This is a genomic window from Meridianimarinicoccus aquatilis, assembly GCF_004358675.1.
In the GTDB taxonomy this organism is placed as follows: domain Bacteria; phylum Pseudomonadota; class Alphaproteobacteria; order Rhodobacterales; family Rhodobacteraceae; genus Meridianimarinicoccus; species Meridianimarinicoccus aquatilis.
Window position 1 is genome coordinate 95,181 of record NZ_SMZO01000007.1, and the last position, 23,345, is coordinate 118,525.

Annotated in this window: 25 protein-coding genes; 21 read left to right on the forward strand and 4 right to left on the reverse strand. The window is 59.5% G+C overall.

From position 1 onward, the window contains the following. The first annotated feature begins 155 nt into the window (after positions 1–155). From E2L05_RS04895 to recO, 7 genes are all read left to right on the forward strand, one after another. Entirely contained in the window at positions 156–1,718 is a 1,563-nt protein-coding gene (locus E2L05_RS04895; protein ID WP_133341770.1) for an AMP-binding protein, read from the forward strand. A gap of 55 nt (positions 1,719–1,773) precedes the next feature. Further along, positions 1,774–2,187: a holo-ACP synthase gene (acpS, locus tag E2L05_RS04900; protein WP_133341771.1), complete on the forward strand. Its 414-nt coding sequence runs from the start codon at positions 1,774–1,776 to the stop codon at positions 2,185–2,187. Between the two features lie 67 nt (positions 2,188–2,254). Then, the gene (gene lepB / locus E2L05_RS04905; protein WP_133341772.1) at positions 2,255–3,043 is read left to right on the forward strand and encodes a signal peptidase I; all 789 of its coding nucleotides are present in this window, start codon (positions 2,255–2,257) and stop codon (positions 3,041–3,043) included. Positions 3,044–3,046: 3 nt separating this feature from the next. After that, positions 3,047–3,739 carry a ribonuclease III gene (rnc, locus tag E2L05_RS04910; protein ID WP_133341773.1) on the forward strand — a complete coding sequence of 231 codons (693 nt, stop codon included), beginning with the start codon at positions 3,047–3,049 and terminating at the stop codon, positions 3,737–3,739. Continuing rightward, positions 3,732–4,673 carry a GTPase Era gene (era, locus tag E2L05_RS04915; RefSeq protein ID WP_133341774.1) on the forward strand — a complete coding sequence of 314 codons (942 nt, stop codon included), beginning with the start codon at positions 3,732–3,734 and terminating at the stop codon, positions 4,671–4,673. Before rnc ends, era begins: the two co-directional genes overlap by 8 nt. Then, positions 4,673–5,002 carry a DUF1491 family protein gene (locus E2L05_RS04920; protein ID WP_133341775.1) on the forward strand — a complete coding sequence of 110 codons (330 nt, stop codon included), beginning with the start codon at positions 4,673–4,675 and terminating at the stop codon, positions 5,000–5,002. Before era ends, E2L05_RS04920 begins: the two co-directional genes overlap by 1 nt. 59 nt (positions 5,003–5,061) lie before the next feature. Continuing rightward, positions 5,062–5,787, forward strand: a complete 726-nt coding sequence (gene recO, locus E2L05_RS04925) for a DNA repair protein RecO (RefSeq protein ID WP_133341776.1) — start codon at positions 5,062–5,064, stop codon at positions 5,785–5,787. 55 nt (positions 5,788–5,842) lie between these two features. Here the strand turns inward: recO and E2L05_RS04930 are convergent, their stop codons facing one another. Next, a complete protein-coding gene (locus E2L05_RS04930) occupies positions 5,843–7,534 on the reverse strand; it encodes an acyl-CoA dehydrogenase family protein (RefSeq protein WP_133341777.1) in 1,692 nt (563 codons plus the stop codon). A 163-nt stretch (positions 7,535–7,697) separates the two neighbouring features. Here E2L05_RS04930 and E2L05_RS04935 point away from each other — a divergent pair, with 163 nt between their 5' ends. Continuing rightward, positions 7,698–8,474, forward strand: a complete 777-nt coding sequence (locus E2L05_RS04935; protein ID WP_133341778.1) for a sulfite exporter TauE/SafE family protein — start codon at positions 7,698–7,700, stop codon at positions 8,472–8,474. A 110-nt stretch (positions 8,475–8,584) separates the two neighbouring features. Here E2L05_RS04935 and E2L05_RS04940 read toward each other — a convergent pair whose 3' ends face one another. Further along, the gene (locus tag E2L05_RS04940; RefSeq protein WP_133341779.1) at positions 8,585–10,183 is read right to left on the reverse strand and encodes a phosphoenolpyruvate carboxykinase; all 1,599 of its coding nucleotides are present in this window, start codon (positions 10,181–10,183) and stop codon (positions 8,585–8,587) included. A 390-nt stretch (positions 10,184–10,573) separates the two neighbouring features. On the opposite strand from E2L05_RS04940, the gene E2L05_RS04945 reads away from it, so the two are divergent. From E2L05_RS04945 to E2L05_RS04965, 5 genes are read left to right on the forward strand one after another with little or no spacing between them, the layout of a single operon-like run. Continuing rightward, complete coding sequence (locus E2L05_RS04945; RefSeq protein ID WP_133341780.1) at positions 10,574–11,029, forward strand: HPr kinase/phosphorylase; 456 nt, start codon at positions 10,574–10,576, stop codon at positions 11,027–11,029. A gap of 19 nt (positions 11,030–11,048) precedes the next feature. Further along, positions 11,049–12,008, forward strand: a complete 960-nt coding sequence (rapZ, locus tag E2L05_RS04950; RefSeq protein WP_243721872.1) for an RNase adapter RapZ — start codon at positions 11,049–11,051, stop codon at positions 12,006–12,008. After that, positions 12,005–12,397: a PTS sugar transporter subunit IIA gene (locus E2L05_RS04955; protein ID WP_133341781.1), complete on the forward strand. Its 393-nt coding sequence runs from the start codon at positions 12,005–12,007 to the stop codon at positions 12,395–12,397. Before rapZ ends, E2L05_RS04955 begins: the two co-directional genes overlap by 4 nt. 10 nt (positions 12,398–12,407) lie before the next feature. Next, positions 12,408–12,686, forward strand: coding sequence for an HPr family phosphocarrier protein (locus tag E2L05_RS04960; protein ID WP_133341782.1), 279 nt, complete (start codon positions 12,408–12,410; stop codon positions 12,684–12,686). A gap of 29 nt (positions 12,687–12,715) precedes the next feature. After that, positions 12,716–13,594, forward strand: a complete 879-nt coding sequence (locus E2L05_RS04965; RefSeq protein ID WP_133341783.1) for a lysophospholipid acyltransferase family protein — start codon at positions 12,716–12,718, stop codon at positions 13,592–13,594. A gap of 119 nt (positions 13,595–13,713) precedes the next feature. On the opposite strand, the gene E2L05_RS04970 is transcribed toward E2L05_RS04965, so the two are convergent. After that, the gene (locus tag E2L05_RS04970; protein ID WP_133341784.1) at positions 13,714–14,556 is read right to left on the reverse strand and encodes a hypothetical protein; all 843 of its coding nucleotides are present in this window, start codon (positions 14,554–14,556) and stop codon (positions 13,714–13,716) included. 88 nt (positions 14,557–14,644) lie between these two features. Next, a complete protein-coding gene (parC, locus tag E2L05_RS04975) occupies positions 14,645–16,879 on the reverse strand; it encodes a DNA topoisomerase IV subunit A (protein ID WP_133341785.1) in 2,235 nt (744 codons plus the stop codon). A 128-nt stretch (positions 16,880–17,007) separates the two neighbouring features. Here parC and E2L05_RS04980 point away from each other — a divergent pair, with 128 nt between their 5' ends. From E2L05_RS04980 to tuf, 8 genes are all read left to right on the forward strand, one after another. Further along, positions 17,008–17,685 (forward strand): SH3 domain-containing protein, encoded by a 678-nt coding sequence (locus E2L05_RS04980; protein ID WP_133341786.1) that lies wholly within the window; start codon positions 17,008–17,010, stop codon positions 17,683–17,685. A gap of 1 nt (position 17,686) precedes the next feature. After that, positions 17,687–18,514, forward strand: coding sequence for an SDR family NAD(P)-dependent oxidoreductase (locus E2L05_RS04985; protein WP_133341787.1), 828 nt, complete (start codon positions 17,687–17,689; stop codon positions 18,512–18,514). 162 nt (positions 18,515–18,676) lie between these two features. Next, positions 18,677–18,886 carry a twin transmembrane helix small protein gene (locus tag E2L05_RS04990; RefSeq protein ID WP_133341788.1) on the forward strand — a complete coding sequence of 70 codons (210 nt, stop codon included), beginning with the start codon at positions 18,677–18,679 and terminating at the stop codon, positions 18,884–18,886. Positions 18,887–18,889: 3 nt separating this feature from the next. After that, positions 18,890–19,462 (forward strand): cob(I)yrinic acid a,c-diamide adenosyltransferase, encoded by a 573-nt coding sequence (locus tag E2L05_RS04995; protein ID WP_133341789.1) that lies wholly within the window; start codon positions 18,890–18,892, stop codon positions 19,460–19,462. Positions 19,463–19,720: 258 nt separating this feature from the next. After that, positions 19,721–20,479, forward strand: a complete 759-nt coding sequence (locus tag E2L05_RS05000) for an electron transfer flavoprotein subunit beta/FixA family protein (protein ID WP_133341790.1) — start codon at positions 19,721–19,723, stop codon at positions 20,477–20,479. Continuing rightward, entirely contained in the window at positions 20,479–21,405 is a 927-nt protein-coding gene (locus E2L05_RS05005; protein WP_133341791.1) for an electron transfer flavoprotein subunit alpha/FixB family protein, read from the forward strand. The genes E2L05_RS05000 and E2L05_RS05005 overlap by 1 nt, the downstream gene beginning before the upstream one ends. Before the next feature lie 75 nt (positions 21,406–21,480). After that, entirely contained in the window at positions 21,481–22,071 is a 591-nt protein-coding gene (locus E2L05_RS05010) for a hypothetical protein (protein WP_133341792.1), read from the forward strand. Between the two features lie 81 nt (positions 22,072–22,152). Beyond that, positions 22,153–23,328, forward strand: coding sequence for an elongation factor Tu (tuf, locus tag E2L05_RS05015; RefSeq protein WP_133341793.1), 1,176 nt, complete (start codon positions 22,153–22,155; stop codon positions 23,326–23,328). The last annotated feature ends 17 nt before the right edge of the window (positions 23,329–23,345 follow it).

Below are 23,345 nucleotides of genomic sequence, written 5' to 3' on the forward strand. Positions count from 1 at the left end.
GGTCTAGGCTTTCACGATGCGCTATGCCCGGCACGCGGGGCATAGCGCGCGATCGGGGAGGATCTAGGCATGAATTGTGACAACACGGGGCCGATAATTTGCTGCGTCTTTGCCGATAGTCAGCTCGTTTGCGCGCCAAAGCGGTTGGGACGTCTATGACCGTATATGAAAGTCCGCACGGGCAACTCGAATTGCGTGATCTGAGCGTCACCGAACGGGTCTTCGAAGGTCTGGCGCTGGGCGACCCTGATCGCATTGTTCTGAGCGACGCGGTCACTGGCGACAGCCTGACTGCCGCCGAGCTGGAGGCGGATATTCGCGCGCTGGCAGGCGGATTAAGCGAGGCTGGATGGGGCGCAGGTGCGACGATTGCCATTCTGGCCCCGAACATGCCCGCCTATGTGACAGTATTTCATGGCGCAGCCTTTGCCGGTGCCACAATCACGACGATCAACCCGTCTTACACTGCGCCAGAAGTGGCGCATCAATTGCAGGACAGTGGGGCGCAGCTTTTGGTGACGGTCTCCGCCGCACTTGAAACCGCGCAGGCGGCGGTTTCGGGCATGGATATGCCCATCGCTGTCATCGACGGGGACGGCGAGGCAAATGGTGCAATGCCGCTGTCGAGCCTGATGAGCGCACCTCTTGCGGCGCAGGTCCCGGTCGATCTGGATACCCACGTGCTCGCGCTTCCTTATTCATCTGGAACAACGGGGTTGCCCAAGGGCGTGATGCTGTCCCATCGCAACCTCGTGGTGAACGTGGACCAGGCGCTTGTACCCGTGCCCGTCTATCCGGGCGAAATGACCGTCGCGTTTTTGCCGTTCTTTCACATCTACGGCCTGACAGTGATGATGAACATGTATCTGAGCGCAGGGGCGGGGCTTGTCACCATGCCCAGGTTCGATTTGGAAACGCTGCTGCGCGCGATACAGGATCACAAGATGCGGATGCTTTGCCTTGTCCCGCCGGTCGCTTTGGTGTTGGCCAAGCATCCGCTGGTGGAAGAATTTGACCTGAGCGCCCTGAAGGTCGTGATCTCGGGGGCGGCGCCGCTTGGGTCAGCCACGACGGACGCGATCAGCACGCGGCTTGGATGCACGGCAATGCAGGCATACGGCATGACCGAAATGAGCCCTGTTTCCCACGCGTGCTGCGACGGATACCTGAAACCCGGCAGCATCGGCGCGTTGGTTCCGGGCACCGCCGCGCGGATCGTCGTGCCAGAAACCGGACAGGACGCCGCGCCGGGGGGCAAGGGCGAATTGTGGATCAAGGGGCCACAGGTCATGTTGGGCTATCACGGCAACCCCGCGGCGACCGCGGAAACTATGGCCGAAGGCGGCTGGTTGCGCACGGGTGATCTGGCATCGGTCGATGAAAACGGCAGCTTTGCCATCCACGACCGGCTCAAGGAACTGATCAAAATGCACGGCTTTCAGGTCGCTCCGGCCGAAGTTGAAGCTGTGTTGCTGGAACACCCGAATATACAGGATGCCGCTGTTTTGGGCCGTGCGGATGACACCGGTGACGAAGCCGTGGTGGCCTATGTCGTGACCGGTGACGGTCAGGTGCCTGACCTTGCGGCCCATTGTGAAGCCCGACTTGCCCACTACAAGCATCCTGCAAAAGTCTATTCGGTGGATGCGATCCCAAAATCGGCCTCCGGCAAAATCTTGCGCCGGGTGCTGCGCGATGCGGCTGCGCCGGGCGCATGACCGGGCAAGCTGGCCGCTCGCATAAACCGATCAAAAACAAACAGGAGCGTCCGTCATGATCCTTGGAATTGGCAGCGACCTTGCCAATATCGACCGTATTGCAGGCACTTTGGACAGGTTCGGGGACCGGTTTCGCAATCGCGTATTCACCGACATCGAACAGCTCAAGGCGGAAAAGCGGGCCGATGTGGCAGGCACCTATGCCAAACGCTGGGCAGCCAAGGAAGCGTGTTCAAAGGCGCTGGGTACCGGGCTGCGCATGGGCATCTCGTGGCGGGACATGGCGGTCAGCAACCTGCCCACCGGCCAACCTGTTATGGCGGTGACAGGCTGGGCGGCGCAGCGGCTGGCCGAGATGACCCCCCCCGGCCACGATGCCATAATCCACGTCACGTTGACCGATGACCACCCTTGGGCGCAGGCGTTTGTGGTCATCGAGGCCCGCCCACGACCCGCGCCCGCCTCCTAGGCTTCTTGACTCCACCCCGCTCCACGCCCATGAAGCGCGAAACCCAAGAACCGGCAGGATACATCGCATGGCAAGCAAGGCTGAAGCCGAAAGCGGCATCGTCGAAACCATCAAGACGATCGTTTACGCGCTCTTGATTGCGGGCATATTCCGCACGCTCTTCTTTCAGCCGTTCTGGATTCCGTCAGGGTCCATGAAAGACACGCTTTTGGTGGGGGACTTCCTGTTCGTGAACAAGATGGCCTATGGCTATTCGCAGTATTCCTGCCCTTTCTCGGCCTGTCCGTTCATTCCCGACCGCCTTTTTGGCAGCGAACCAGATCGCGGTGATATCGTGGTCTTCAAGCATCCGGTCAACGGCAGTGATTTTATCAAACGCCTTATCGGTCTGCCCGGCGATACAGTGCAGGTCAAAAACGGTGAATTGTACCTGAACGGTGAAAAAGTACCGACGGAACCGGCCGGTGTTTTTGTTGAAACCTATGAAAAGCAGGGCCCTGCTGGCAGCTTCCCGCGGTGCGAGAATGGCCCGGTTGGCATCGGCGGCACCTGCGAGAAAACCCGCACAACAGAGATTTTGCCAGGCGGCGTGAGCCATGACATCCTGAACATTGGCGATGGCCCGCTGGACAACACCGATGTGTTCACCGTCCCCCAAGGGCATTTCTTCTTCATGGGCGACAACCGCGACAATTCCATCGACAGCCGGGTGCCGCAATCGGCGCGCGGCGTGGGTTTTGTTCCGTTCAAGAACCTGATCGGCCGGGCAGACCGGGTGATGTTCTCGTCTGCCGGGCGGTCGATCTTCTTCGTCTGGACTTGGCGCGGCGATCGCTTCTTCAAGGGGCTGAATTGATCCTTGGCGCTGTCAGCTGAATACACAGAATTTTCACGGCGGATCGGCCACGAGTTTTCTCAGCCTGACCTGCTCCGTGCGGCGCTGACCCACGGGTCAGTCGCGTCGGCTGTTCGGTCGGATAACCAGCGACTTGAATTTCTCGGGGATCGGGTGCTTGGCCTTGTAATGGCGGAAGCTCTGCTCAACGCTGATCAAGCCGCGCCCGAAGGGCTGCTTGCACCGCGGTTGAACGCGCTCGTCCGCAAGGAAGCCTGCGCAGAAGTGGCACGCGAGATTGCCCTTGGCGATGTTCTGCGGCTTGGCCGATCTGAAATGCTGTCCGGGGGGCGCCGCAAAGAGGCGCTTTTGGGTGACGCAATGGAAGCCGTCATTGCAGCTGTGTACGTTGACGGGGGTCTGGATGCGGCGCGGGACATGGTTCTTCGCCTTTGGGGGACGCGCATTGCGTCGGTCAAAGACGATGCGCGTGATCCAAAGACATCCTTGCAGGAATGGGCGCAGGCCCGGCGCATGCCGCCGCCACGCTATGAACAGCTGGCCCGCAGTGGACCTGACCATGCCCCGATTTTTACAATCCGCGTCGTGCTTCAGGACGGCGCAAACGAAACCGCACAGGCGCGCACAAAACGGCAGGCCGAACAGGCCGCTGCGCAGGCCCTTTTGACCCGCGTGGAGGCGGACGGCAATGACTGACACCGAAGGCCAAATCCCCGAAGGCGAAAGCACCCGCGCTGGCTTTGTCGCACTGATTGGCGAGCCGAATGCCGGTAAATCGACTCTGCTGAATCGCATGGTGGGGGCTAAAGTCTCGATCGTGACGCACAAGGTGCAGACCACACGCGCGCGTATTCGCGGGGTGGCGATTGATGGCGCGTCACAGATCGTGTTCGTGGACACGCCAGGCCTGTTCCGGCCGCGGCGCCGCCTTGATCGCGCCATGGTCGCTGCCGCCTGGAGCGGGGCCGCAGATGCCGACCTGGTCGTGCTGCTGATCGAAGCCCATCGCGGGATCACCGAAGGCGTTGAAGCCATTCTTGACGTGCTGGCTGAACGGGCTGCGGGCCACCCTGTGGCGCTTGCGATCAACAAGATCGACCGGGTGCAAGCCGCCGACCTTCTCAAGCTGACCGAAGACATGAACGCCCGGTTCGATTTTGCGCAGACCTTCATGATCTCTGCTGAAAAGGGATTTGGGGTGGCGGACCTGCGCGGCTGGCTGGCAGATCGTCTTCCCGAAGGGCCATGGCTCTATCCCGAAGATCAGATTGCCGATCTTCCCCTGCGGATGATCGCGGCGGAAATGACCCGTGAAAAGCTGACGTTGCGCCTGCATCAGGAACTGCCGTACCAACTGACCGTGGAAACCGAAAGCTGGGAAGAACGCAAAGACGGCTCTGCCCGCGTGGATCAGGTGATCTATGTGATGCGCGACGGCCATAAGGGCATCGTGCTTGGCAACAAGGGCGAGACGATCAAGGGCGTGGGCCAAGCCGCGCGCGTCGATATGGAAGAGCTTTTGGGCCACAAGGTACACTTGTTCTTGCAGGTCAAGGTGCGACCCAACTGGCTGGAAGAATCCGAACGCTATTCCGAGATCGGGCTCGATTTCCGTGATGGCGACGCCTGATGCGGCTTGCGGCGGGACTGTGGGTGCAGGCCTATATTCGCCGCCTGCAACTTGCTGACATTCCCGCCTATGTCATCGCCAAGGGGGATGCGACCGCCGGGTCGGTGATTGTGAAAGTCGCGCGGCTTGACGGGACAGCGGTTGCCAAATCGCGCAGCTTTGACATGGAAACCGGGGCGCGGATCTGGATGGTTCTGGCAGACGGGCCAGAGCAAGACGTTGACGCCAGCCTGACCCGTCAGCGCAGCTTTGACCCCGATCTATGGATCATCGAAATCGAATCCCGCGATGGGCGCGATCTGTTGGATGAACCAGGCCTGTCCGACTGACCGTTGGCTCTGCGGTGCATACCCCTTGTAAATTTTCCCCCACGCGGTAGCTGAACCCTATGGATTGGCGCGAAGAGGGCGTTTTACTGGCGGTACGCCGCCACGGTGAAAATGCCGCGATCATCGAAGTTTTCACCGAAGGGCGCGGGCGTCATGCCGGTGTCGTACGCGGGGGGGCAGGGCGCAAGCTGTCGCCTGTTCTGCAACCCGGTGCGCAGCTTGACCTGACTTGGCGTGCCCGGCTTGAGGATCATCTCGGCGCGTTCACAGTTGAACCGGTGCGCAGTCGCATGTCGGGGATCATGAATGACCGGCTTGGACTTGCGGGGATGAACGCGGTGTGTGCGCTGCTGTCTTACACATTGCCAGAACGCGCGGCGTACCCCGCCCTGCATGCCCGCACGATCCGCCTTCTGGATTTGATGCCGGTGACACCTGCATGGCCGCTGGCCTATTTGCAGTGGGAAGTGGCCTTGCTCGAAGACATGGGGTTCGCGTTGGACCTAAGCTGTTGCGCGGCGACGGGGGCGACCGATGGTCTGGTCTATGTTTCGCCTCGCACGGGCCGGGCCGTGTCAGCGGAGGGGGCAGGGGACTGGGCGGACCGGTTGCTGCCTCTGCCGCCCTGCCTGCTGGGGATTGGTGAAGCGCCTGATATCGAGATAGCGCTGGCCTTGCGCACCACCGGGCATTTTCTGCACACCCATCTTGAGCCGCGCCGCGCCGGGCAACCATTTCCGCCCGCCCGTCAGCGCCTGTTGGATCGCCTCTCATCGCGGGGTTGAAACGCAAAAGCCCCGGCACAAGGCCGGGGCTTTCGAAAATTACGGTTCGGGTGGGTCAGGACAGCAAACGCCGCGCAATCACTTGCGCCTGAATTTCGGCCGCACCTTCAAAGATGTTCAGAATACGCGCGTCGCACAACACACGGCTGATGGCGTATTCCAGGGCAAAACCGTTGCCGCCATGGATCTGCAAGCCGTTGTCCGCAGCGGCCCACGCGACACGCGCGCCAAGCAGCTTGGCCATGCCCGCCTCAAGGTCGCAGCGACGGTCGTTGTCTTTTTCCCACGCAGAGTAATAGGTCAGCTGCCGCGCGACCATGATCTCGACCGCCATCATCGCCAACTTGCCCGATACGCGCGGGAATTCGATCAACGCCTTGCCGAATTGCTTGCGGTCCTGAGCATACTGCATGGAAATATCCAGTGCCGAACACGCGACCCCAATGGCCCGCGCCGCTGTCTGAATGCGCGCACTTTCGAACGTCTCCATAAGCTGGGCAAACCCTTTGCCCTCAGCCCCACCCAAAAGGTTCTCACCCTTCACGTGGAAGCCGTCAAAGGCCAGTTCGTATTCTTTCATACCGCGATAGCCCAATACCTCGATCTCGCCGCCGGTCATGCCGTCGGTCGGGAATGGGTTTTCGCAGTCGCCGGGCGTCTTTTCCGCGATGAACATCGACAGACCTTTGTAATTGGTCGTGTCGGGGTCGGTGCGGGCCAGCAAGGTCATGATCTGGGTGCGGGAGGCGTGCGTGATCCACGTCTTGTTGCCGGTGATCTTGTAATCGTCGCCGTCCTTGACCGCGCGGGTGCGCAGCGATCCAAGGTCAGACCCCGTGTTGGGTTCCGTGAATACGGCAGTTGGCAGAACCTCGGCGCTGGCAAGACCGGGAAGCCACTTCTGCTTTTGCTCTTCAGTGCCGCCGCAGATGATCAACTCGGCTGCAATTTCGGATCGGGTGCCAAGGCTGCCGACACCAATATAGCCGCGCGACAATTCTTCGGACACAACGCACATGGATGCCTTGGAAAGGCCGAACCCGCCATATTCTTCGGGGATGGTCAGGCCGAACACGCCCATTTCGGCCAGTTCGGTGATGATCTCAATCGGGATCAATTCGTCCTTCAGATGCCACTCGTGGGCATGAGGCAAAACCTTTTCCACGGCAAAGCGGCGGAACTGCTCGCGGATCATCTCAAGTTCTTCATCAAGGCCAGAGGCCCCGACAGTCACATTTGCCGACTGTTCCTGCATCAGCGCGACAAGGCGCGTGCGCGCTGCCTGCGTGTTGCCGGTCTGGGTCAGTGTCTTGACCGCGTCGGTCATCAGAACCGCGCAGTCGTCCTGGGTCAGGCCCATGTCCTGCGGGCGCAGAATTTCGCCCTGGTTCATGGGCAGGCCGCCATACATCTGCGAAAGATACTCGCCAAAGGCGATCTGGTGAATAATCTGTTCAATCTCGCCGAACTTGCCTTCGGCTGTCAGCTTGTCCGCCCATGCCTGCATCTGCTTCAATGCTTCGACATAGGTCGCGAGCCACGCCAAGCCGTGCGCGGCGGTCTGGTTTGCTTCGATCAGGCCGCCAGAGACGCGGCCATTTTCAGTAACCGTTGTCGATACCGCCGCCTTGGCGCGGTCCAGCAGCGCGGCGGCCGGGTCAAGCGCAGCGCGCGTCAGGGTCAGCAGGTCTGCAAGCACCGGTGTGCTTGCGTCCACGGTTGGCAAAGTCTGTCCGTCATGAGCCATGAATCGGTTCCTTTCTCTGATCACAAACCGCATACGCATTTCGCACCTGCAGCGCAACAATTTTTCAAAACAGGCGCAATACTTGAAGCATTATAACCAACGCAAGTTTTGCACCGCAGCGGTGACGAAGGCATATAGAGCGTACCCCATTTAGGAAAACCCCATGGACGCCGCTGGTTTACTTCTTCCCCTGCCAATCATTGTCGCAGTTGTTGCTGTCACGCTCATCGCCAGTTTCGTCAAAGGCGCGGTTGGCTTTGCCATGCCGATGATCATGATGTCCGGCCTTGCCAGCGTCATGCCGGCCGAACGCGCGCTGGCGACGCTTATCATACCGACTTTGATGGCAAATCTGTGGCAGACCCTGCGGGGCGGATTGCCTCAGGCGCGTCAGGTTGTGCGTGAATTCTGGCGCTATCTTCTGGTGGTGCTCGTCTTTATCGCGCTGGCTGCCCAGCTTGTCACGTCGCTGCCGCCGGGGGTTATGTATTTGGTCATTGGCATCCCGATCATTGTCTTTTCGCTGGTGCAGATCGCAGGTTGGAAGCCGCGTATCCCGCCGCATGGGCGCTGGCTGGCCGATGTGGGGATAGGGCTGCTTGCCGGGTTCATGGGAGGGCTGTCGGGCGTATGGGGGCCGCCAACAGTGCTGTACCTGCTTGCCATCGAAGCCCCCAAGAAAGACGCGATATCGGTTCAGGGCGTCGTGTACGGGGCCGGGTCGCTCGTTCTGATGTTGGCTCATATCCGCTCGGGCGTTCTAAGCGCCGAAACAGCCCCGTTGGGCGCGGCGTTGCTGGTGCCGATGATCGCCGGCCTTTGGGTTGGACAAATGGTGCAGGACCGGCTGGATCAGCAGAAATTCCGCCGCGCGATGCTGTTTGTTCTGATTATCGCAGGGCTGAACCTGATCCGGCGCGGGCTTGGCGATTTGGGCTGACTATTGGCATATGCGTTCGGGTTGGCCGTAGCATCCCGACCTCAAGCACTTTGGCACAAAAAAGGCGCGCCCGGTGGGACGCGCCTTTGTCTTCACGGTGTTCAGCGGCGTCAGCCGATGGCGACGGCTTTCACATCATCATCAATATGGGCGACGTATTGCTCAAAGTTTTCGGCGAACATATCGACCAGTTTTTCGGCTTGCGCGTCATAGGCTTTCTTGTCGGCCCAAGTCGACCGCGGATCAAGAAGCTTGGCATCCACGCCTTCGACCGTGACCGGCACATCGAACCCAAAGTTCGGATCCTTGCGGAAGGTCGATTCTGACAGCGACCCGTCCAACGCGGCGGTCAGCAGTGCGCGGGTTGCCGCGATTGGCATCCGGCTCCCGGTGCCGAAGGCGCCGCCGGTCCAGCCGGTGTTGACCAACCAGCAGGTTGCGCCATGCTTCGCAATCTTGTCGCGCAGCAGGTTGCCGTACACCTCGGGCCGCATGGGCATGAAAGGCGCGCCAAAGCAGGTCGAAAAGACGGGCGACGGTTCTGTCACACCGCGTTCTGTGCCCGCCATCTTGGACGTGAAGCCGGACAGGAAGTGATACATCGCCTGCGCAGGGGTGAGTCGCGAAATTGGCGGCAAGACACCGAACGCATCGCAGGTCAGCATGATGATGTTCTTGGGGTGCCCGCCAAGCGCGGTGTCCGACGCGTTGGAAATGTATTCCAGCGGGTAGGCACAGCGCATGTTCGGGGTCAGGCTGTCGTCTTCGAAATCCAATTCCTTGGTTTCCGGGTCGAACACCATGTTTTCGATCACGGTCCCGAACTTTTTGGTCGTGGCGTAAATCTCAGGTTCTGCCTTTGGGCTCAGGCTGATGGTCTTGGCATAGCAGCCGCCTTCGAAGTTGAAGGTGCCGCGGTCGGACCAACCATGTTCGTCATCGCCGATCAGCGTGCGGTCAGGGTCGGCTGACAAGGTGGTCTTGCCGGTGCCGGACAGGCCGAAGAAGATCGCGGTGTCCACCGGGTTGCCGGTCGCGTGGTTGGCCGAGCAGTGCATCGGCATCACGCCCTTTTCCGGCAGCAGATAGTTCAGCAGTGTGAAAACGGATTTCTTGTTTTCGCCCGCGTACTCTGTGCCGCCGATCAGGATCAGCTTCTTTTCAAAGTTCAGTGCGATCACTGTGTCAGACACACACCCGTGCTTGGCCGGGTCGGCCTTGAAGCTGGGCATGTTGATGATGGTGAATTCCGGCACGAAGCTATCCAGCTCATCGCGACCAGGACGGCGCAGCAGATGGCGGATGAAAAGGTTGTGCCAGGCCAATTCGGACACAACGCGCACATCAAGGCGCAGCACCGGGTCGGCGCCGCCGTAAAGGTCCTGCACAAAGAAGTCGCGGCCCTTCATATGTTCCAGCATGTCCGCATGCAGAGCGTCAAAGCCCTCGGGCGACATTTCAGCGTTGTTTTCCCACCAGATTTTGTCGGCAACATTCGCTGTCTTGACGACGTGCTTATCCTTTGGTGACCGACCGGTGTATTTGCCGGTCGAAACAAGGAAGGTGCCGCCTTGTCCCAATGTGCCCTCGTCGCGCTTGACCGCATGGGCGACAAGATCAGGCTCAAGCATATTATAATAGACCGTGCCAAGCCCATTCATGCCCTGATCTTGCAGCTTGTGCGAAGGGTTCACGCGTCCATGTTCCATTGCTTTTTCTCCAGACGCCGATATCGGCGTTGTATGTCGCAGACTTGCGGAAGTTCGAGGCGGTAGTTCGCACGCCTGAACAACTGCATCAACCCAGAGTGGGTAGACGGCTTTGCTATACCACGGAGGCATCTGTGCAAAACAGGTCGGTTTCGCACAGTTAGCGCAACCAAAGCCATGTTTGCGCCATCAAGATGAATCGTTTAGCGCCCGGTTTGTGAAATTTTATTGCGCACCAAAATGATAGCGCCAAAGATTTTGTCATTCGCTTCGGTGAGTCGGAAGATCGTGAACGGAGTTGCACTTGCAGCATGCCGTGATGCGAGACATCATAACGGGATCAAACGGGTCTCGCGCGGGCCGTTTTGCTTAGCACCCGGAAGTTGCGCCATGGCAAACTCACAAGCCTCGGAAATTCGGCATGCAACCACCGTGGCCGTGGCGGGGTGCGGGCTGATGATTCAAGGCCCTTCTGGAGCCGGAAAATCTGCGCTGGCCTTGGTGCTGATGGCACATGGCGGGCAACTCGTGGCCGATGATCGCACGGCGCTGCATGTGAGGGGCACGCCGGCCCGCGTATGGGTCGATGCCCCGCCGGGTTTGCCACCCTTGATCGAAGCGCGCGGAATGGGGCTGTTGCCTGCAAAACACAGCGGACCTGTACCGCTTGTCGCGCTCGTGCGCCTGGACCGCCCGGAAACCGACCGTTTGCCACAAATACGCAGTGAATTGGTGCTCGGTCATAAGGTCGCCTTGTTTCACAATCCTGAGAATGCTCATTTCCCATATGCTCTTTTGCAATACTTGAGATGCAGAAATAAATCAGGTCACACACATGGCGGATAGGGGTCAGAACATATCAGCAATGCCCGACGATGAACCGTGTCGCCCGGATAGCAAATCGAATGGCATGCAGGGCCAGATCGTGTTGGTGACCGGTCCATCTGGCGCCGGAAAGTCATCAACTCTGGCGGTGCTCGAAGACCTTGGCTTTGAGACGATCGACAATATGCCGCTCAGCCTCGTGCCGCGGCTTTTGGATGGTCCCGGCCTGAATAGGCCACTCGCGCTGTGTGTTGACGTGCGAAATCGTGATTTCAGTGTGCGGGGCCTGCTGGAATTGATGGACTGGCTTGGCGAGGCGGATGACGGCACGCAGGGCAAGCCAGATGGCCGGGCCGAACTGCTATACCTCGATGCGCGGCCCGACGTGCTGCAACGGCGATATTCCGAAACCCGTCGCCGGCACCCATTGGCTCCGGCAGAAACAGCGCAGATCGGCATCGAACGTGAACTGGACCTTCTGGCCCCCTTAAAAGCCCGAGCGGACCTGTTGATCGACACATCCACGCTGACGCCGCATGATTTGAAAGCAGATCTGGCGCGGTGGTTCGATCCATCTGCGGCGCAACGCCTGACCGTGATGGTGCATTCCTTCAGCTACAAGCGGGGGCTGCCACGCGGCGTCGATATGGTGTTCGACTGTCGGTTCTTGGATAATCCGTATTGGGACGAAACGCTTCGAACGTTGGATGGCCGTGACCCCCGTGTCGCGGAATTTGTGGCGCGGGATACCCGTTATACCGATTTTTTTGAAAAAGTTAACGATCTTGTCGCTTTTTTGTTGCCCGCCTATGCCGCCGAAGGCAAATCGTACCTGTCAGTCGGGCTTGGTTGCACCGGGGGGCAACACCGCTCTGTTGCGACGGCGGTTGCGCTTTGCGCGGCACTGGACGCAGCGGGATGGAAAGTGTCCGTCCGTCACCATGAACTGGAACATAAAGGCCGGATAGCCGGCGTACAGCAAAGCGGGGCAATGCGGTGATCGGCATCGTGATCGTGGCCCATGGGGGTCTAGCGCGAGAATATCTCTCGGCGGTCGAGCATGTGCTGGGCACACAGGACGGTATGCGCGCCGTGTCCATTGCTGCGCAGGAAGACCGCGAGGGAAAGCGGTTGGAAATCGCCCATGTCGCTGACGCAGTAGATGATGGCGATGGCGTTATTATCGTGACAGACATGTTCGGCGGGTCGCCGTCGAACCTTTCCCTGGCCGCCAGCGGCAAGCCCGGACGCCGCATAATGTATGGCGCGAACCTGCCAATGCTGATCAAATTAGTGAAGTCGCGGCACCTCTCTGTGCCCGAGGCCGTTGAGAATGGGCTGAAAGCGGGGCGGAAATACCTTGATTGCTTCGACGGTTTCGACGATTGAGGCGATCAACATGACTGATCGTATCGCAAAGACACTCACCATCGTGAATGAAAAAGGGCTTCATGCCCGTGCTTCGGCCAAACTCGTTGAAGTGGTCGAAAGCCATGATGCGCAGGCTGAGGTTTCCAAGGATGGGGTAAGCGCGTCGGGCGATAGCATCATGGGCTTGCTCATGTTGGGCGCCGCGCGCGGATCGCAGATCGACATTGTTGTCACAGGGCCACGGGCCGCAGAACTGGCTCTCGCAATAGAGACGCTGGTTATGCAACGGTTCGGCGAGGATGTTTAAGTCCGTCCCGCAGTTCCGGAGAAACAACAATGGTTGAAAGCTATTCCGGCCCAACGCCCGGCACCGATTTGCCAGCACCGCCCTACATCCCGTTCGACAAGCGCAATCTGTCTTATGCGACAACATTCGACAACAAATCGCAGGCGGTGGCGATCAAGACGCTGGAATGGATGACCGGGAAGCTGACCTTGCTTCGGTTGATCCGAAAATTCGAACGGTCCGGTGTTCCCGAAGGTCACGCGTTCTGGGCCAAGGCGCTGGCGACTATGGGTATCACCCTGACCACGCCGGAAGATCAGATCCGCCGCATCCCACGAGAAGGGCCGGTTGTGGTGGTTGCGAACCACCCCCATGGGCTGGTGGACGGGATGGTGCTGGCAGAGTTGATTGGACAGGTACGTCAGGATTACCGAATTTTGACCCGGTCCCTGCTGACGGGTGTGGATGAAGTGAAGCGCTTCATGATCCCTGTTCCCTTCCCGCACGAGGCGGATGCCTTGAAGCAGAACCTTGAAATGCGCCGCCGGGCGATGGACCACTTGGCGGCAGGTGGCGTCATCGTGCTTTTTCCGTCGGGGGTGGTCGCGTCCTCTGAAACAATGTTTGGCCCTGCGATCGAAGCCGATTGGAATCCGTTCACGGCAAAAATGGTGCAGCGCAGCCGCGCCACCGTGCTGCCGGTGTTCTTTCCGGGTCAGAATAGCCGCCTTTATCAGGTGGCGAACCAGATTTCCGCTACGTTGCGCCAGGGGTTGCTGATCCATGAGGTTGTGCATTCGCTGAACCGCGCCCAAGGGCCAGTGGTCGGGCAGCCGATTAGCCCTGAAGAGATTGACGGCTGGTCGGATAAACCGCGGGAAATGGTGGACTGGCTGCGCGATATGACCTTGTCCCTGCGTAACGTCTGACGGCAAAGGGGCGCTCCCGCCCGTCTTCGACATCTGCCGATGTCTCATCCCGTTGGGCGTGGCAGGCTTCGCCTGCGGGCACGCATGTGATGTGGGCAGCCTGTCTGGATGGTGGACTATCAGCCTGCGTCGAGCATCCCGTTCAGTTCTTCGACCAAGAGTTTGAATTGGCTGTTATCGAGTTTCACCAACCCTTCGCGCGGGCGTTCAAAGTCTAGCACCACGATCATGACGACCGACAGCAGCATGGCCACAAGGAAGTTTCGCCAAGTGAACTCATGCCCGTTCATGGCCGAACTGTTGGAGGTCAGCACAAGCCCAGTGCAGGCCACCACGAAAATCATCAACTTGGCAAAAAGCGGGATATACTGAACAGCAGCTGAGTATCGCCGGGTGTGTGCGTCAAGGACTTCGGTGATCCCACCAGCGACCATGGTTTTAATCGGTGCCGGAGTGTCGCCGCCGATGGCGGCCATTGCCACGGGCCAAAGTTGCTCTTGCGCCTGCACTGTCCGGGACACGAAGTCCAAAATCAAATCTTCGTTCACGAAGGCATCTGCGTCAGACCACCGGGTTTCTGCATAGGCGGCAATGGCCTGCCTCAAAGCAGTCCGCCCCGGCTCCGCAACCAAATCGGCCTGTAGAAAGGCGGTGCCGATCGCAGCGATTTCTTCGACTTGAGTATGTCGGCGATCTTCAGCACGGCTGAGGGCGAAACTGAAGGTGAAGGCAAGCAGCAAGCCAAGCAGAGCCATCACCGCAGTACTGGTGTCTTCGCTGGCTCTTGGTTTGACATTGTTACCATCCGCCAAGAGCCTTTGGCGCTTAACGCGGCCTGTCCAGTAACCCAGATACGAACACATCGGCAGAACAAGCGGGACAAAGATTGCCAAGACCCACAGCGGCAAAAGTTGAGCACTTCCTACCGCGTCCGAAAAAGAAACGGCCGTCAGGTCATTCATGGGGTCCTCCGCCAGCCTTATCGTCTGTCACTGTCTGCATTGCACGCGGCAGGGCAGTGGACCGACCATAGGTAACGCAGAGCAGCAATCAACTAAAATGGTTGTCTCTTGGGAAGCCGCGCGGTGCCATGCGTCCTGTTCCGGCGCGTTTACCGATCCATTCGGTCAGGTCTGACTGCAGACGCTTACGCCCTGCCGGATCGAGCCACGACAACCCATCGGCCAACCGGAAGGTGATCGCGTCCGACAGGCCGCCATCCTTGTACTTTTGCAGGCGCACACCCTTGCCGCGCCCCATCTCGGGCAATTCTGTCAACGGGAAGACCAGCACCTTGCGGTTCTCACCCACGCAGGCCACGTGATCACCGATGACCGGCTTGCACATCAGCGCCCGCACAGGGGCCCGCACGTTCAGCACTTGCCGCCCGGTGCGTGTCTGGGCCAAGACATCGTCTTCGGGCACAACGAATCCATCGCCGCCAGTTGACGCAACCAGCAACCGCCGCCCCGGTTGGTGCAAGAACAGCGTTACGATGTCGGCGTCGTTTGGTAAATCCACCATCAGGCGCAACGGCTCGCCCATGCCGCGACCACCGGGCAGGCTTGCCGCAGACAGCGTGTAAAACCGCCCGTTCGATCCGAACACGATCAGCCGATCTGTCGTTTCAGCGTGCAGAACAAACTGGCTTTCATCGCCATCCTTGAACTTGAGCGGCGCACCTTCGGCCAGATGCCCCTTCATGGCGCGGATCCAGCCCATCTTGGAACAGACCACCGTGATCGGCTCGCGTTCGATCATCGCTTCGATCGGCACGTCTGCCATCTCGATCGCTTCGGCAAACGTGGTGCGCCGGGCCCCGCCAACGGCGCTTTCGCCGAACTGCTTGCGCACCGCGCGCAACTCTTCGGCGATCCGGCCCCATTGCAGCCCGTCATCGGCAAGCAAATCTTCCAGTTCCGCGCGTTCGATCAGCAGATTGTCGCGCTCGCGCCGCAATTCCATCTCTTCAAGTTTGCGCAATGACCGCAGCCGCATGTTCAGGATTGCCTCGGCCTGAACGTCGCTCAGCGCGAATTCCGCCATCAAGACCGGCTTTGGCTGATCCTCGTTGCGGATAATCGCGATCACCCGGTCCAGGTTCAAAAAGGCGATGATATAGCCTTCGAGAACCTCAAGCCGCGCATCGATCTTGGCCAACCGATACCGCGACCGGCGCAAAAGCACCTCGCGGCGATGGTCAAGAAAGGCGCGCATCACTTCCTTGAGCGAACAGACCTTCGGCGTGCGCCCATCAATCAGAACGTTCATGTTCATGGAAAAGCGAATCTCAAGATCCGACAACCGGAACAAGGTGTTCATCAAAACGTCTGCATCCACGTTGCGCGACTTGGGTTCCAGCACGATGCGAACATCTTCGGCAGATTCGTCGCGCACATCGCCCAGAATTGGGACTTTGCGCGCATTGATCAACTCGGCCAGCTTTTCGATCAGCTTGGACTTCTGCACCTGATAGGGGATCTCGGTCACGACAATGACCCACTGACCGCGGCCTTGTTCTTCAATCTCCCAACGGGCACGCAGCCGGAATGACCCGCGCCCGGTGCGGTAACTGTCCCGCATGGATGCGGGCGTTTCCACGATCACACCGCCCGTCGGGAAATCCGGGCCCTTTACGTGATCCAGCAGCGTGTCATCCGCCGCGCCGGGGTGTTTGATCAAATGCAGGCATGCCCCGACCAATTCATGCAGGTTATGCGGCGGCACGTTGGTTGCCATCCCCACGGCAATACCGCTGGCGCCATTGGCCAACAGGTTCGGGAATGCGGCAGGCAGAACCACGGGTTCTTGCAATGTGCCGTCGTAATTGTCGCGAAAATCCACCGCGTCTTCGGACAGACCTTCCAGCAGCGCCTCGGCGGCGGCAGTCATGCGGGCCTCGGTGTACCGCGCTGCCGCAGGGTTGTCGCCGTCGATATTGCCGAAATTGCCCTGTCCATCTACCAGGGGATAGCGAACTGCAAAATCCTGCGCCAACCGTGCCATGGCGTCATAAATCGCGGCATCGCCATGCGGGTGGTAGTTGCCCATGACATCGCCGGAAATCTTCGCCGATTTGCGAAATCCGCCGTTCGACGCCAATCGCAATTCGCGCATCGCGTATAAAATTCGCCGGTGAACTGGCTTCAGACCATCCCGCGCATCAGGCAAGGCCCGGTGCATGATCGTGGACAAGGCATAGGTCAGGTACCGGCTGCCGATGGCACGGCGAAGCGGTTCGGTTACACTTTCGGGAATGTTGTCGGGCAACTGTGGATCATCCATGCGAGAACAGTATATCCGGCCTGCGGAAGGGTAAAGCACCCGCGCGCTTTGCTAATGCTACCCACTGGCATTACGACGCGGAATATTGTTTTGTACTTCCATAGGAAAAAGCGTTGCTGGGCGGCTCTATGGGTTTCAAACTTACTTTCTTGCTTCTCGCGGTCATTTTCCTCGCGATGTATTTCGCGCCTGAGGGTCCGCGCCGCGCAACGCAGCCTTCCGAACCGATTGTCGCAGCGCCAGCGCCGCAGCCAGATACGCCGCCATTGGATGACCAGGTCACGCAAGCCGAACCGCAGCCTTCGCTGCTGGACCCGGCCCCAGCGCCCGGAGCCGATGAGGCAGACGACTTGCTTTCAGATGATGCAAGTCAGTCCAATGACGGGGCGGTGACCTTGCCGGGTCTCGACTTCGGCGCAACAGGCGGCGATGCGGCTGACGCCTTGTCCTTATCCGAATCTGTGCGCAATCGGGGTGCCGAAGCGGCGCAGAATGCCACCGACGACCTGCTGCAAGGGTTATTGAACGAAACCCCGGCGGGTGAGCAAGACGGCGCCCCTGTTCTGGGTGATGTGCAACCCACAAGCCCTAATCCCGCGCCGGTCACGCGACGGGCGTTGGTCACCGCCACATCGGTCAACCTGCGGGCAGGACCATCCACCTCTGACGCGGTCGTGGGGCGGGTGAACTTCGGGGTCGAACTAGACCTTACCGCGCCGTTCCGCGATGGCTGGGCCAGTGTCGTGCACCCGGACACCGGCCAAGAGGTCTTCATGGCCAGCCGCTTTCTTCAGATACAGCCCTGACGTGACAGCCCGCTCGATTTTGATCACGGGCTGTTCGTCCGGCATTGGCCGCGACGCAGCGCTTCGGCTGCACGCGTTGGGCTGGAACGTGTTTGCTGCGGTCCGCGACCCGGCTGATTGCGCCGCGCTTGCGGAGGCCGGTCTGACCGCGCTTCATCTTGATTACGAAGATACCGCCAGCATCGATGCCGCGCTTGCCCAGGTGTCGGCCCTGACCGGCGGGCAACTTGATGCGCTGTTCAACAATGGCGCTTATGCAATACCCGCCCCACTAGAAGACGTGCCGACCGACGCCCTGCGCACCTTGTTTGAGGCGAATTTTTTCGGCTGGCACCACCTGACCCGTGCCGCGCTGCCAATGTTGCGCGCCTCCGGCGGGCGACTCGTGCAATGTTCGTCTGTGCTGGGCTTCATTCCGGCCAAATGGCGGGGTGCGTATGTGGCGTCCAAATATGCGCTCGAAGGGTATACCGACACGTTGCGTCTTGAACTGGCCGATACGCCGGTGCGCGTGGTGCTTCTGCAACCCGGCCCCATTGCCACTGCGTTCCGTTCCAATGCCATCAAGCAATTCGAACGCTGGATCGATTGGGAGGCATCCCCCCGCGCGGCGCAATATCGCGACAGCCTGCTGGACCAGCTCTACAAAGGGAGCGGGGGCAACAAGTTCGAACTGCCCGCCTCGTCGGTGACGGACGCCCTGTTGCGGGCGCTGAATGATCGCCGCCCGAGAGCGCGATACAGGATCACCACGCCGACTCACATGATGGCAGTGGCACGCCGGGTCCTGCCAACCCGTGTTCTTGATTGGCTCTGCGCCAAGGCTTAGGGCGCACCCGATCCGATCTGGCGCGTATCGGAAGCGGCTTTGGCCGCTCCTACGGGACTCCTACAAGTCTCCTACAGAATTCCGACATTACATTTTCGGGCTTTTCCGGTTCGCAATCTTGCGCGGCTCCGCTATCTGTGAAGCCACTTGAAAGGACAGCATATGCTACAGGATCCGCTTTTTATTGTCGTCGCCGTTGCCTGCCTGGCTGTTGCAGGCATCCTGATGGTTGGCATTGGCGGTTTCGCCAAAGGGGGCGATTTTAACCGCAAACACGCCAACAAGGTCATGCGATACCGCATCGGCGCGCAAGCCGTCGCAATCGTCTTGATCCTTGTTTTTGTTGCATTTCGTAGAATGGGTGGACAGTAATAAATGGTCGTTCTGAACAGGATTTATACCAAGACCGGCGATGCCGGTGAAACCGCGCTTGGCAATGGAACGCGCGTGGCGAAATACTCGCTTCGGGTCGAAAGCTACGGCACCGTCGATGAAGTGAACGCCACCGTTGGTCTGGCCCGGCAACACGCCGAGGGCACCATGGATGCGCAGTTGTCCGAGATCCAGAATGACCTTTTTGATCTTGGCGCCGACCTCTGCCGCCCGGACATGGCCCGCGACAAAGACGCCGAATATGCGCCGTTGCGAATGGTTGATGCGCAGGTCAAGCGCTTGGAAACGCAGATCGATTCCATGAATGTCGCGTTGGAGCCGTTGCGATCATTTGTGCTACCGGGTGGCTCTGCATTGGCAGCTCAACTGCATCTGTGCCGCACCGTGACCCGCCGGGCAGAGCGTCTGACGATGCACCTTGCGTCGCTGGAAGAAATCAATCCTGCCGCTGTTCAATACCTCAACCGCTTGTCCGACTGGTTCTTCGTGGCGTCCCGAATCGCGAATGACAACGGTAAAGCAGACGTACTTTGGGTTCCGGGCAAGAACCGCTGAAAGCGGCGGGGCGTCCGGTGGTTGGCCTGCTGCCCGGAAGGGCGAAGCTCCGGCCCGTTGGGGTGGGCCAGAGCGGCTGATAAGCCGAGCAGAGCCGGAACTTGATGCACCCTGCGCGCGTTTGCGCAAACACCTTGCAGGCGCGACAGAACGCTGCGTTGGCGAGGGAAATTATGTCGTTTTTCCCCTGTCGGCACCTGCTTCAAGCCTTTAAGTAGCGGGGCAAGCCGAAGCTATGCGATGAAACGGAGACGTCTTATGAAGCTACTTGTTCCCGTAAAGCGGGTTATTGATTACAACGTGAAAGTCCGGGTGAAAGCGGATGGATCGGGCGTTGATCTTGCAAATGTTAAGATGTCGATGAACCCGTTCGACGAAATCGCAGTCGAAGAAGCGATCAGGTTGCGCGAAGCTGGCGTCGCAACTGAGGTGGTTCTTGTCTCCATTGGTGTCAAGCAGTCGCAGGAAACTCTGCGTACCGGGCTCGCGATGGGAGCAGATCGCGCAATTTTGGTGATTGCTGCGGACGATGTGCACACAGACATTGAACCGCTGGCCGTGGCGAAACTTCTTGCCAAAGTCGTTGAAGAAGAAGAGCCGGGTCTGGTGCTTTGCGGCAAGCAGGCCATCGACAATGACATGAACGCGACGGGCCAGATGTTGGCCGCGCTGTTGGGCTGGTCGCAGGCGACCTACGCGAACAAGGTCGCTGTTGATGGTGATCATGCGACGGTTACGCGCGAAGTTGACGGGGGCTTGCAAACGGTCAAGGTCAAGCTTCCGGCGATTGTGTCGACAGACTTGCGCCTGAACGAGCCACGCTATGCGTCGCTGCCCAACATCATGAAGGCAAAGAAAAAACCGTTGGTTGAAAAGACACCTGCCGACTATGGCGTGGATATCTCGCCCCGGCTTGAAATCGTCAAGACAGGCGAGCCGCCCGAACGCGCGGCGGGTATCAAAGTTGGCTCGGTCGACGAGCTGGTAAGCAAACTCAAAGACGCAGGGGTGGTGTGATGGCTGTTCTTCTTTTCGCGGAAGTGACCGATGGAACCTTGTCGCGCGACAGTACTGCCAAGGCGGTAACCGCGGCGCAGGCGCTTGGGGATGTGACTGTTCTGTGTGCAGGAGCGTCTGCTACTGCGGCGGCGGAAGAGGCGGCCTTGATCGCAGGCGTGTCAAAGGTGCTGGTCGCCGAAGATGCACTTTATGGTCACCGTCTGGCCGAACCGGTCGCCGCGCTGATCGCGTCGCTTGCGGGGGATTATACGCATATTTGCGCGCCTGCGACGACTGATGCCAAGAACGTTCTGCCGCGCGTGGCCGCGCTGTGTGACGTGATGATTCTCACGGATGTGACGGCGGTGATCGATGCAGACACATTCGAGCGTCCGATTTATGCGGGCAATGCGATCCAGACGGTGAAATCGCGCGACGCGCTGAAAATCATGACGCTGCGGATCTCGACCTTCGATGCGGCGGGTGATCAAGCGGCTGCGCCGGTCGAAACCATCGCGGCGGCAGATAATCCTGGTCTGTCTGAGTGGGTCGAAGACAAGGTTGCAGAAACCGATCGTCCCGAATTGACAAGCGCTGGCATCGTCGTCTCTGGCGGGCGCGGCGTTGGGTCCGAAGAGGATTTCAAAGTCATCGCAGGTCTTGCGGACAAGTTGGGAGCAGCGATTGGCGCATCTCGCGCGGCCGTGGACAGTGGCTTTGCACCAAACGACTGGCAAGTTGGTCAGACCGGCAAAGTGGTTGCGCCTGATCTGTACATTGCCTGCGGTATTTCCGGTGCGATCCAACACCTCGCCGGCATGAAAGACAGCAAAGTGATTGTCGCGATCAATAAGGATGAAGAAGCCCCGATTTTCCAGGTTGCGGATTTCGGACTGGTCGCGGACCTGTTTGACGCCGTTCCGGAACTGACCGAGAAACTGTAAGCTCGAAGCCGCCGCGCGGTTGTAACAACTGCGCGGCTGCGCTAGGTCGCAAAGCGGACCGGACAGGATCTGACCATGCGATTGCTACTTCTGCTTCTTGCGAGCCTTGCTCTTGGTGCATGCACCGAGCCGTTTGATCCCGAAATACAGCGAAGCGGGTTGGGTGATTTCAACCTCGACCGTCTTGTTGTGATCGTGGATGATCCCACCTCCAGCATTGTGTCGCGCAGCGTGACGGATGAACAGCTTAAAACGGCTGTGACCGACGCTGTGGATGCGCGGATGCGCCGGTTCAAAGGCGACGGAAGCTATTCCATCGGGATCAAGGTGCAGGGTTATGTTTTGGCTCCTCCGGGAATTCCCGTGCTCTTCGCGCCGCGCTCGACCCTGTTTCTATCAGTGAATGCCTATGATTCTGTGCCCCAACGTTTGAACGGTGAAACACGCAATTTGACCATCTGGGAAGATGCGGGCGGTGATACGGTGGTTGGGTCCGGCTATAGCCAAGACGCGCAGTCGCAACTGGATGAATTAGCCTCTAACGCAGCCATCGAAATTGAACGCTGGCTACGCGAGAACGAGGATTGGTTCGGTGGGGCTGCCGCGCGCCCAGAAAACCGCACGGAGACGGGCACATCCCCTGAAAATTCCGCTGGCGGTGCTTGATTTTCCGCGCTCGGCTTTGTAACGAACCGGCGTTGATTGACCCGGGCGTGACACCTCGCCCCAAAGAAAGGCGCCTGATCCATGGCAAAGGCAAAGTTTGAACGGAACAAGCCGCACGTGAACATCGGCACGATCGGCCATGTTGACCACGGCAAGACGACTCTGACGGCGGCGATCACGAAGTATTTCGGTGATTTCAAAGCGTACGACCAGATTGACGGCGCGCCCGAAGAGAAGGCTCGTGGGATCACGATCTCGACCGCGCACGTGGAATACGAGACCGAGAACCGCCACTACGCACACGTCGACTGCCCCGGCCACGCTGACTATGTGAAGAACATGATCACCGGTGCGGCGCAGATGGACGGCGCGATTCTGGTTGTGAACGCAGCTGATGGCCCGATGCCGCAGACCCGCGAGCACATCCTGCTGGGTCGCCAGGTTGGTATCCCGACCATGGTCGTCTACATGAACAAAGTTGACCAGGTTGACGACGAAGAGCTTCTTGAACTCGTCGAGATGGAAATCCGCGAACTGCTGAGCAGCTATGAGTACCCGGGCGACGACATTCCCGTGATCCCAGGCTCCGCTCTGGCAGCGATGGAAGGCCGTGACAACGAGATCGGCGAAGAGTCCATCAAGAAGCTGATGGCTGCCGTTGACGAATGGATCCCGACACCTGAGCGTGCGGTTGACCAGCCGTTCCTGATGCCGATCGAAGACGTGTTCTCGATCTCTGGCCGCGGGACTGTTGTGACCGGCCGTGTTGAGCGTGGCGTGATCAACGTTGGCGACGAAATTGAAATCGTCGGCATCCGCGACACCAAGAAAACGACCTGCACAGGCGTTGAAATGTTCCGCAAGCTGCTGGATCGCGGTGAAGCAGGCGACAACATCGGCGCATTGCTGCGCGGTGTGGACCGTGAAGGCGTTGAGCGCGGCCAGGTGCTGTGTAAGCCGGGTTCGGTAAAGCCGCACACCAAGTTCGAGGCAGAAGCTTACATCCTGACCAAAGACGAGGGTGGCCGTCACACCCCGTTCTTCGCCAACTATCGCCCGCAGTTCTACTTCCGCACGACGGACGTGACCGGCACGGTGACATTGGCTGAAGGTACGGAAATGGTAATGCCGGGCGACAACGTCAGCTTCGCAGTTGAGCTGATCGCACCGATCGCCATGGAAGAGAAACTTCGCTTCGCGATCCGCGAAGGCGGCCGCACCGTTGGCGCGGGCGTGGTTTCGAAAATCCTCGACTAATCAGACCTTCGGGAATG

Bases quoted from the DNA above. Each gene is read 5' to 3' on its own strand.
- E2L05_RS04945 (WP_133341780.1), top strand. From the start codon at position 10,574: ATGGCAAACTCACAAGCCTCGGAAATTCGGCATGCAACCACCGTGGCC.
- E2L05_RS04930 (WP_133341777.1), bottom strand. From the start codon at position 7,534: ATGGCTCATGACGGACAGACTTTGCCAACCGTGGACGCAAGCACACCG.
- parC (WP_133341785.1), bottom strand. From the start codon at position 16,879: ATGGATGATCCACAGTTGCCCGACAACATTCCCGAAAGTGTAACCGAA.
- era (WP_133341774.1), top strand. From the start codon at position 3,732: ATGACTGACACCGAAGGCCAAATCCCCGAAGGCGAAAGCACCCGCGCT.
- E2L05_RS04970 (WP_133341784.1), bottom strand. From the start codon at position 14,556: ATGAATGACCTGACGGCCGTTTCTTTTTCGGACGCGGTAGGAAGTGCT.
- E2L05_RS05005 (WP_133341791.1), top strand. From the start codon at position 20,479: ATGGCTGTTCTTCTTTTCGCGGAAGTGACCGATGGAACCTTGTCGCGC.
- E2L05_RS04940 (WP_133341779.1), bottom strand. From the start codon at position 10,183: ATGGAACATGGACGCGTGAACCCTTCGCACAAGCTGCAAGATCAGGGC.
- tuf (WP_133341793.1), top strand. From the start codon at position 22,153: ATGGCAAAGGCAAAGTTTGAACGGAACAAGCCGCACGTGAACATCGGC.
- E2L05_RS04995 (WP_133341789.1), top strand. From the start codon at position 18,890: ATGGTCGTTCTGAACAGGATTTATACCAAGACCGGCGATGCCGGTGAA.
- E2L05_RS04960 (WP_133341782.1), top strand. From the start codon at position 12,408: ATGACTGATCGTATCGCAAAGACACTCACCATCGTGAATGAAAAAGGG.
- acpS (WP_133341771.1), top strand. From the start codon at position 1,774: ATGATCCTTGGAATTGGCAGCGACCTTGCCAATATCGACCGTATTGCA.
- lepB (WP_133341772.1), top strand. From the start codon at position 2,255: ATGGCAAGCAAGGCTGAAGCCGAAAGCGGCATCGTCGAAACCATCAAG.
- E2L05_RS04980 (WP_133341786.1), top strand. From the start codon at position 17,008: ATGGGTTTCAAACTTACTTTCTTGCTTCTCGCGGTCATTTTCCTCGCG.
- E2L05_RS04920 (WP_133341775.1), top strand. From the start codon at position 4,673: ATGCGGCTTGCGGCGGGACTGTGGGTGCAGGCCTATATTCGCCGCCTG.
- E2L05_RS05000 (WP_133341790.1), top strand. From the start codon at position 19,721: ATGAAGCTACTTGTTCCCGTAAAGCGGGTTATTGATTACAACGTGAAA.
- E2L05_RS05010 (WP_133341792.1), top strand. From the start codon at position 21,481: ATGCGATTGCTACTTCTGCTTCTTGCGAGCCTTGCTCTTGGTGCATGC.
- recO (WP_133341776.1), top strand. From the start codon at position 5,062: ATGGATTGGCGCGAAGAGGGCGTTTTACTGGCGGTACGCCGCCACGGT.
- E2L05_RS04990 (WP_133341788.1), top strand. From the start codon at position 18,677: ATGCTACAGGATCCGCTTTTTATTGTCGTCGCCGTTGCCTGCCTGGCT.
- E2L05_RS04965 (WP_133341783.1), top strand. From the start codon at position 12,716: ATGGTTGAAAGCTATTCCGGCCCAACGCCCGGCACCGATTTGCCAGCA.
- E2L05_RS04895 (WP_133341770.1), top strand. From the start codon at position 156: ATGACCGTATATGAAAGTCCGCACGGGCAACTCGAATTGCGTGATCTG.
- E2L05_RS04935 (WP_133341778.1), top strand. From the start codon at position 7,698: ATGGACGCCGCTGGTTTACTTCTTCCCCTGCCAATCATTGTCGCAGTT.
- rapZ (WP_243721872.1), top strand. From the start codon at position 11,049: ATGCCCGACGATGAACCGTGTCGCCCGGATAGCAAATCGAATGGCATG.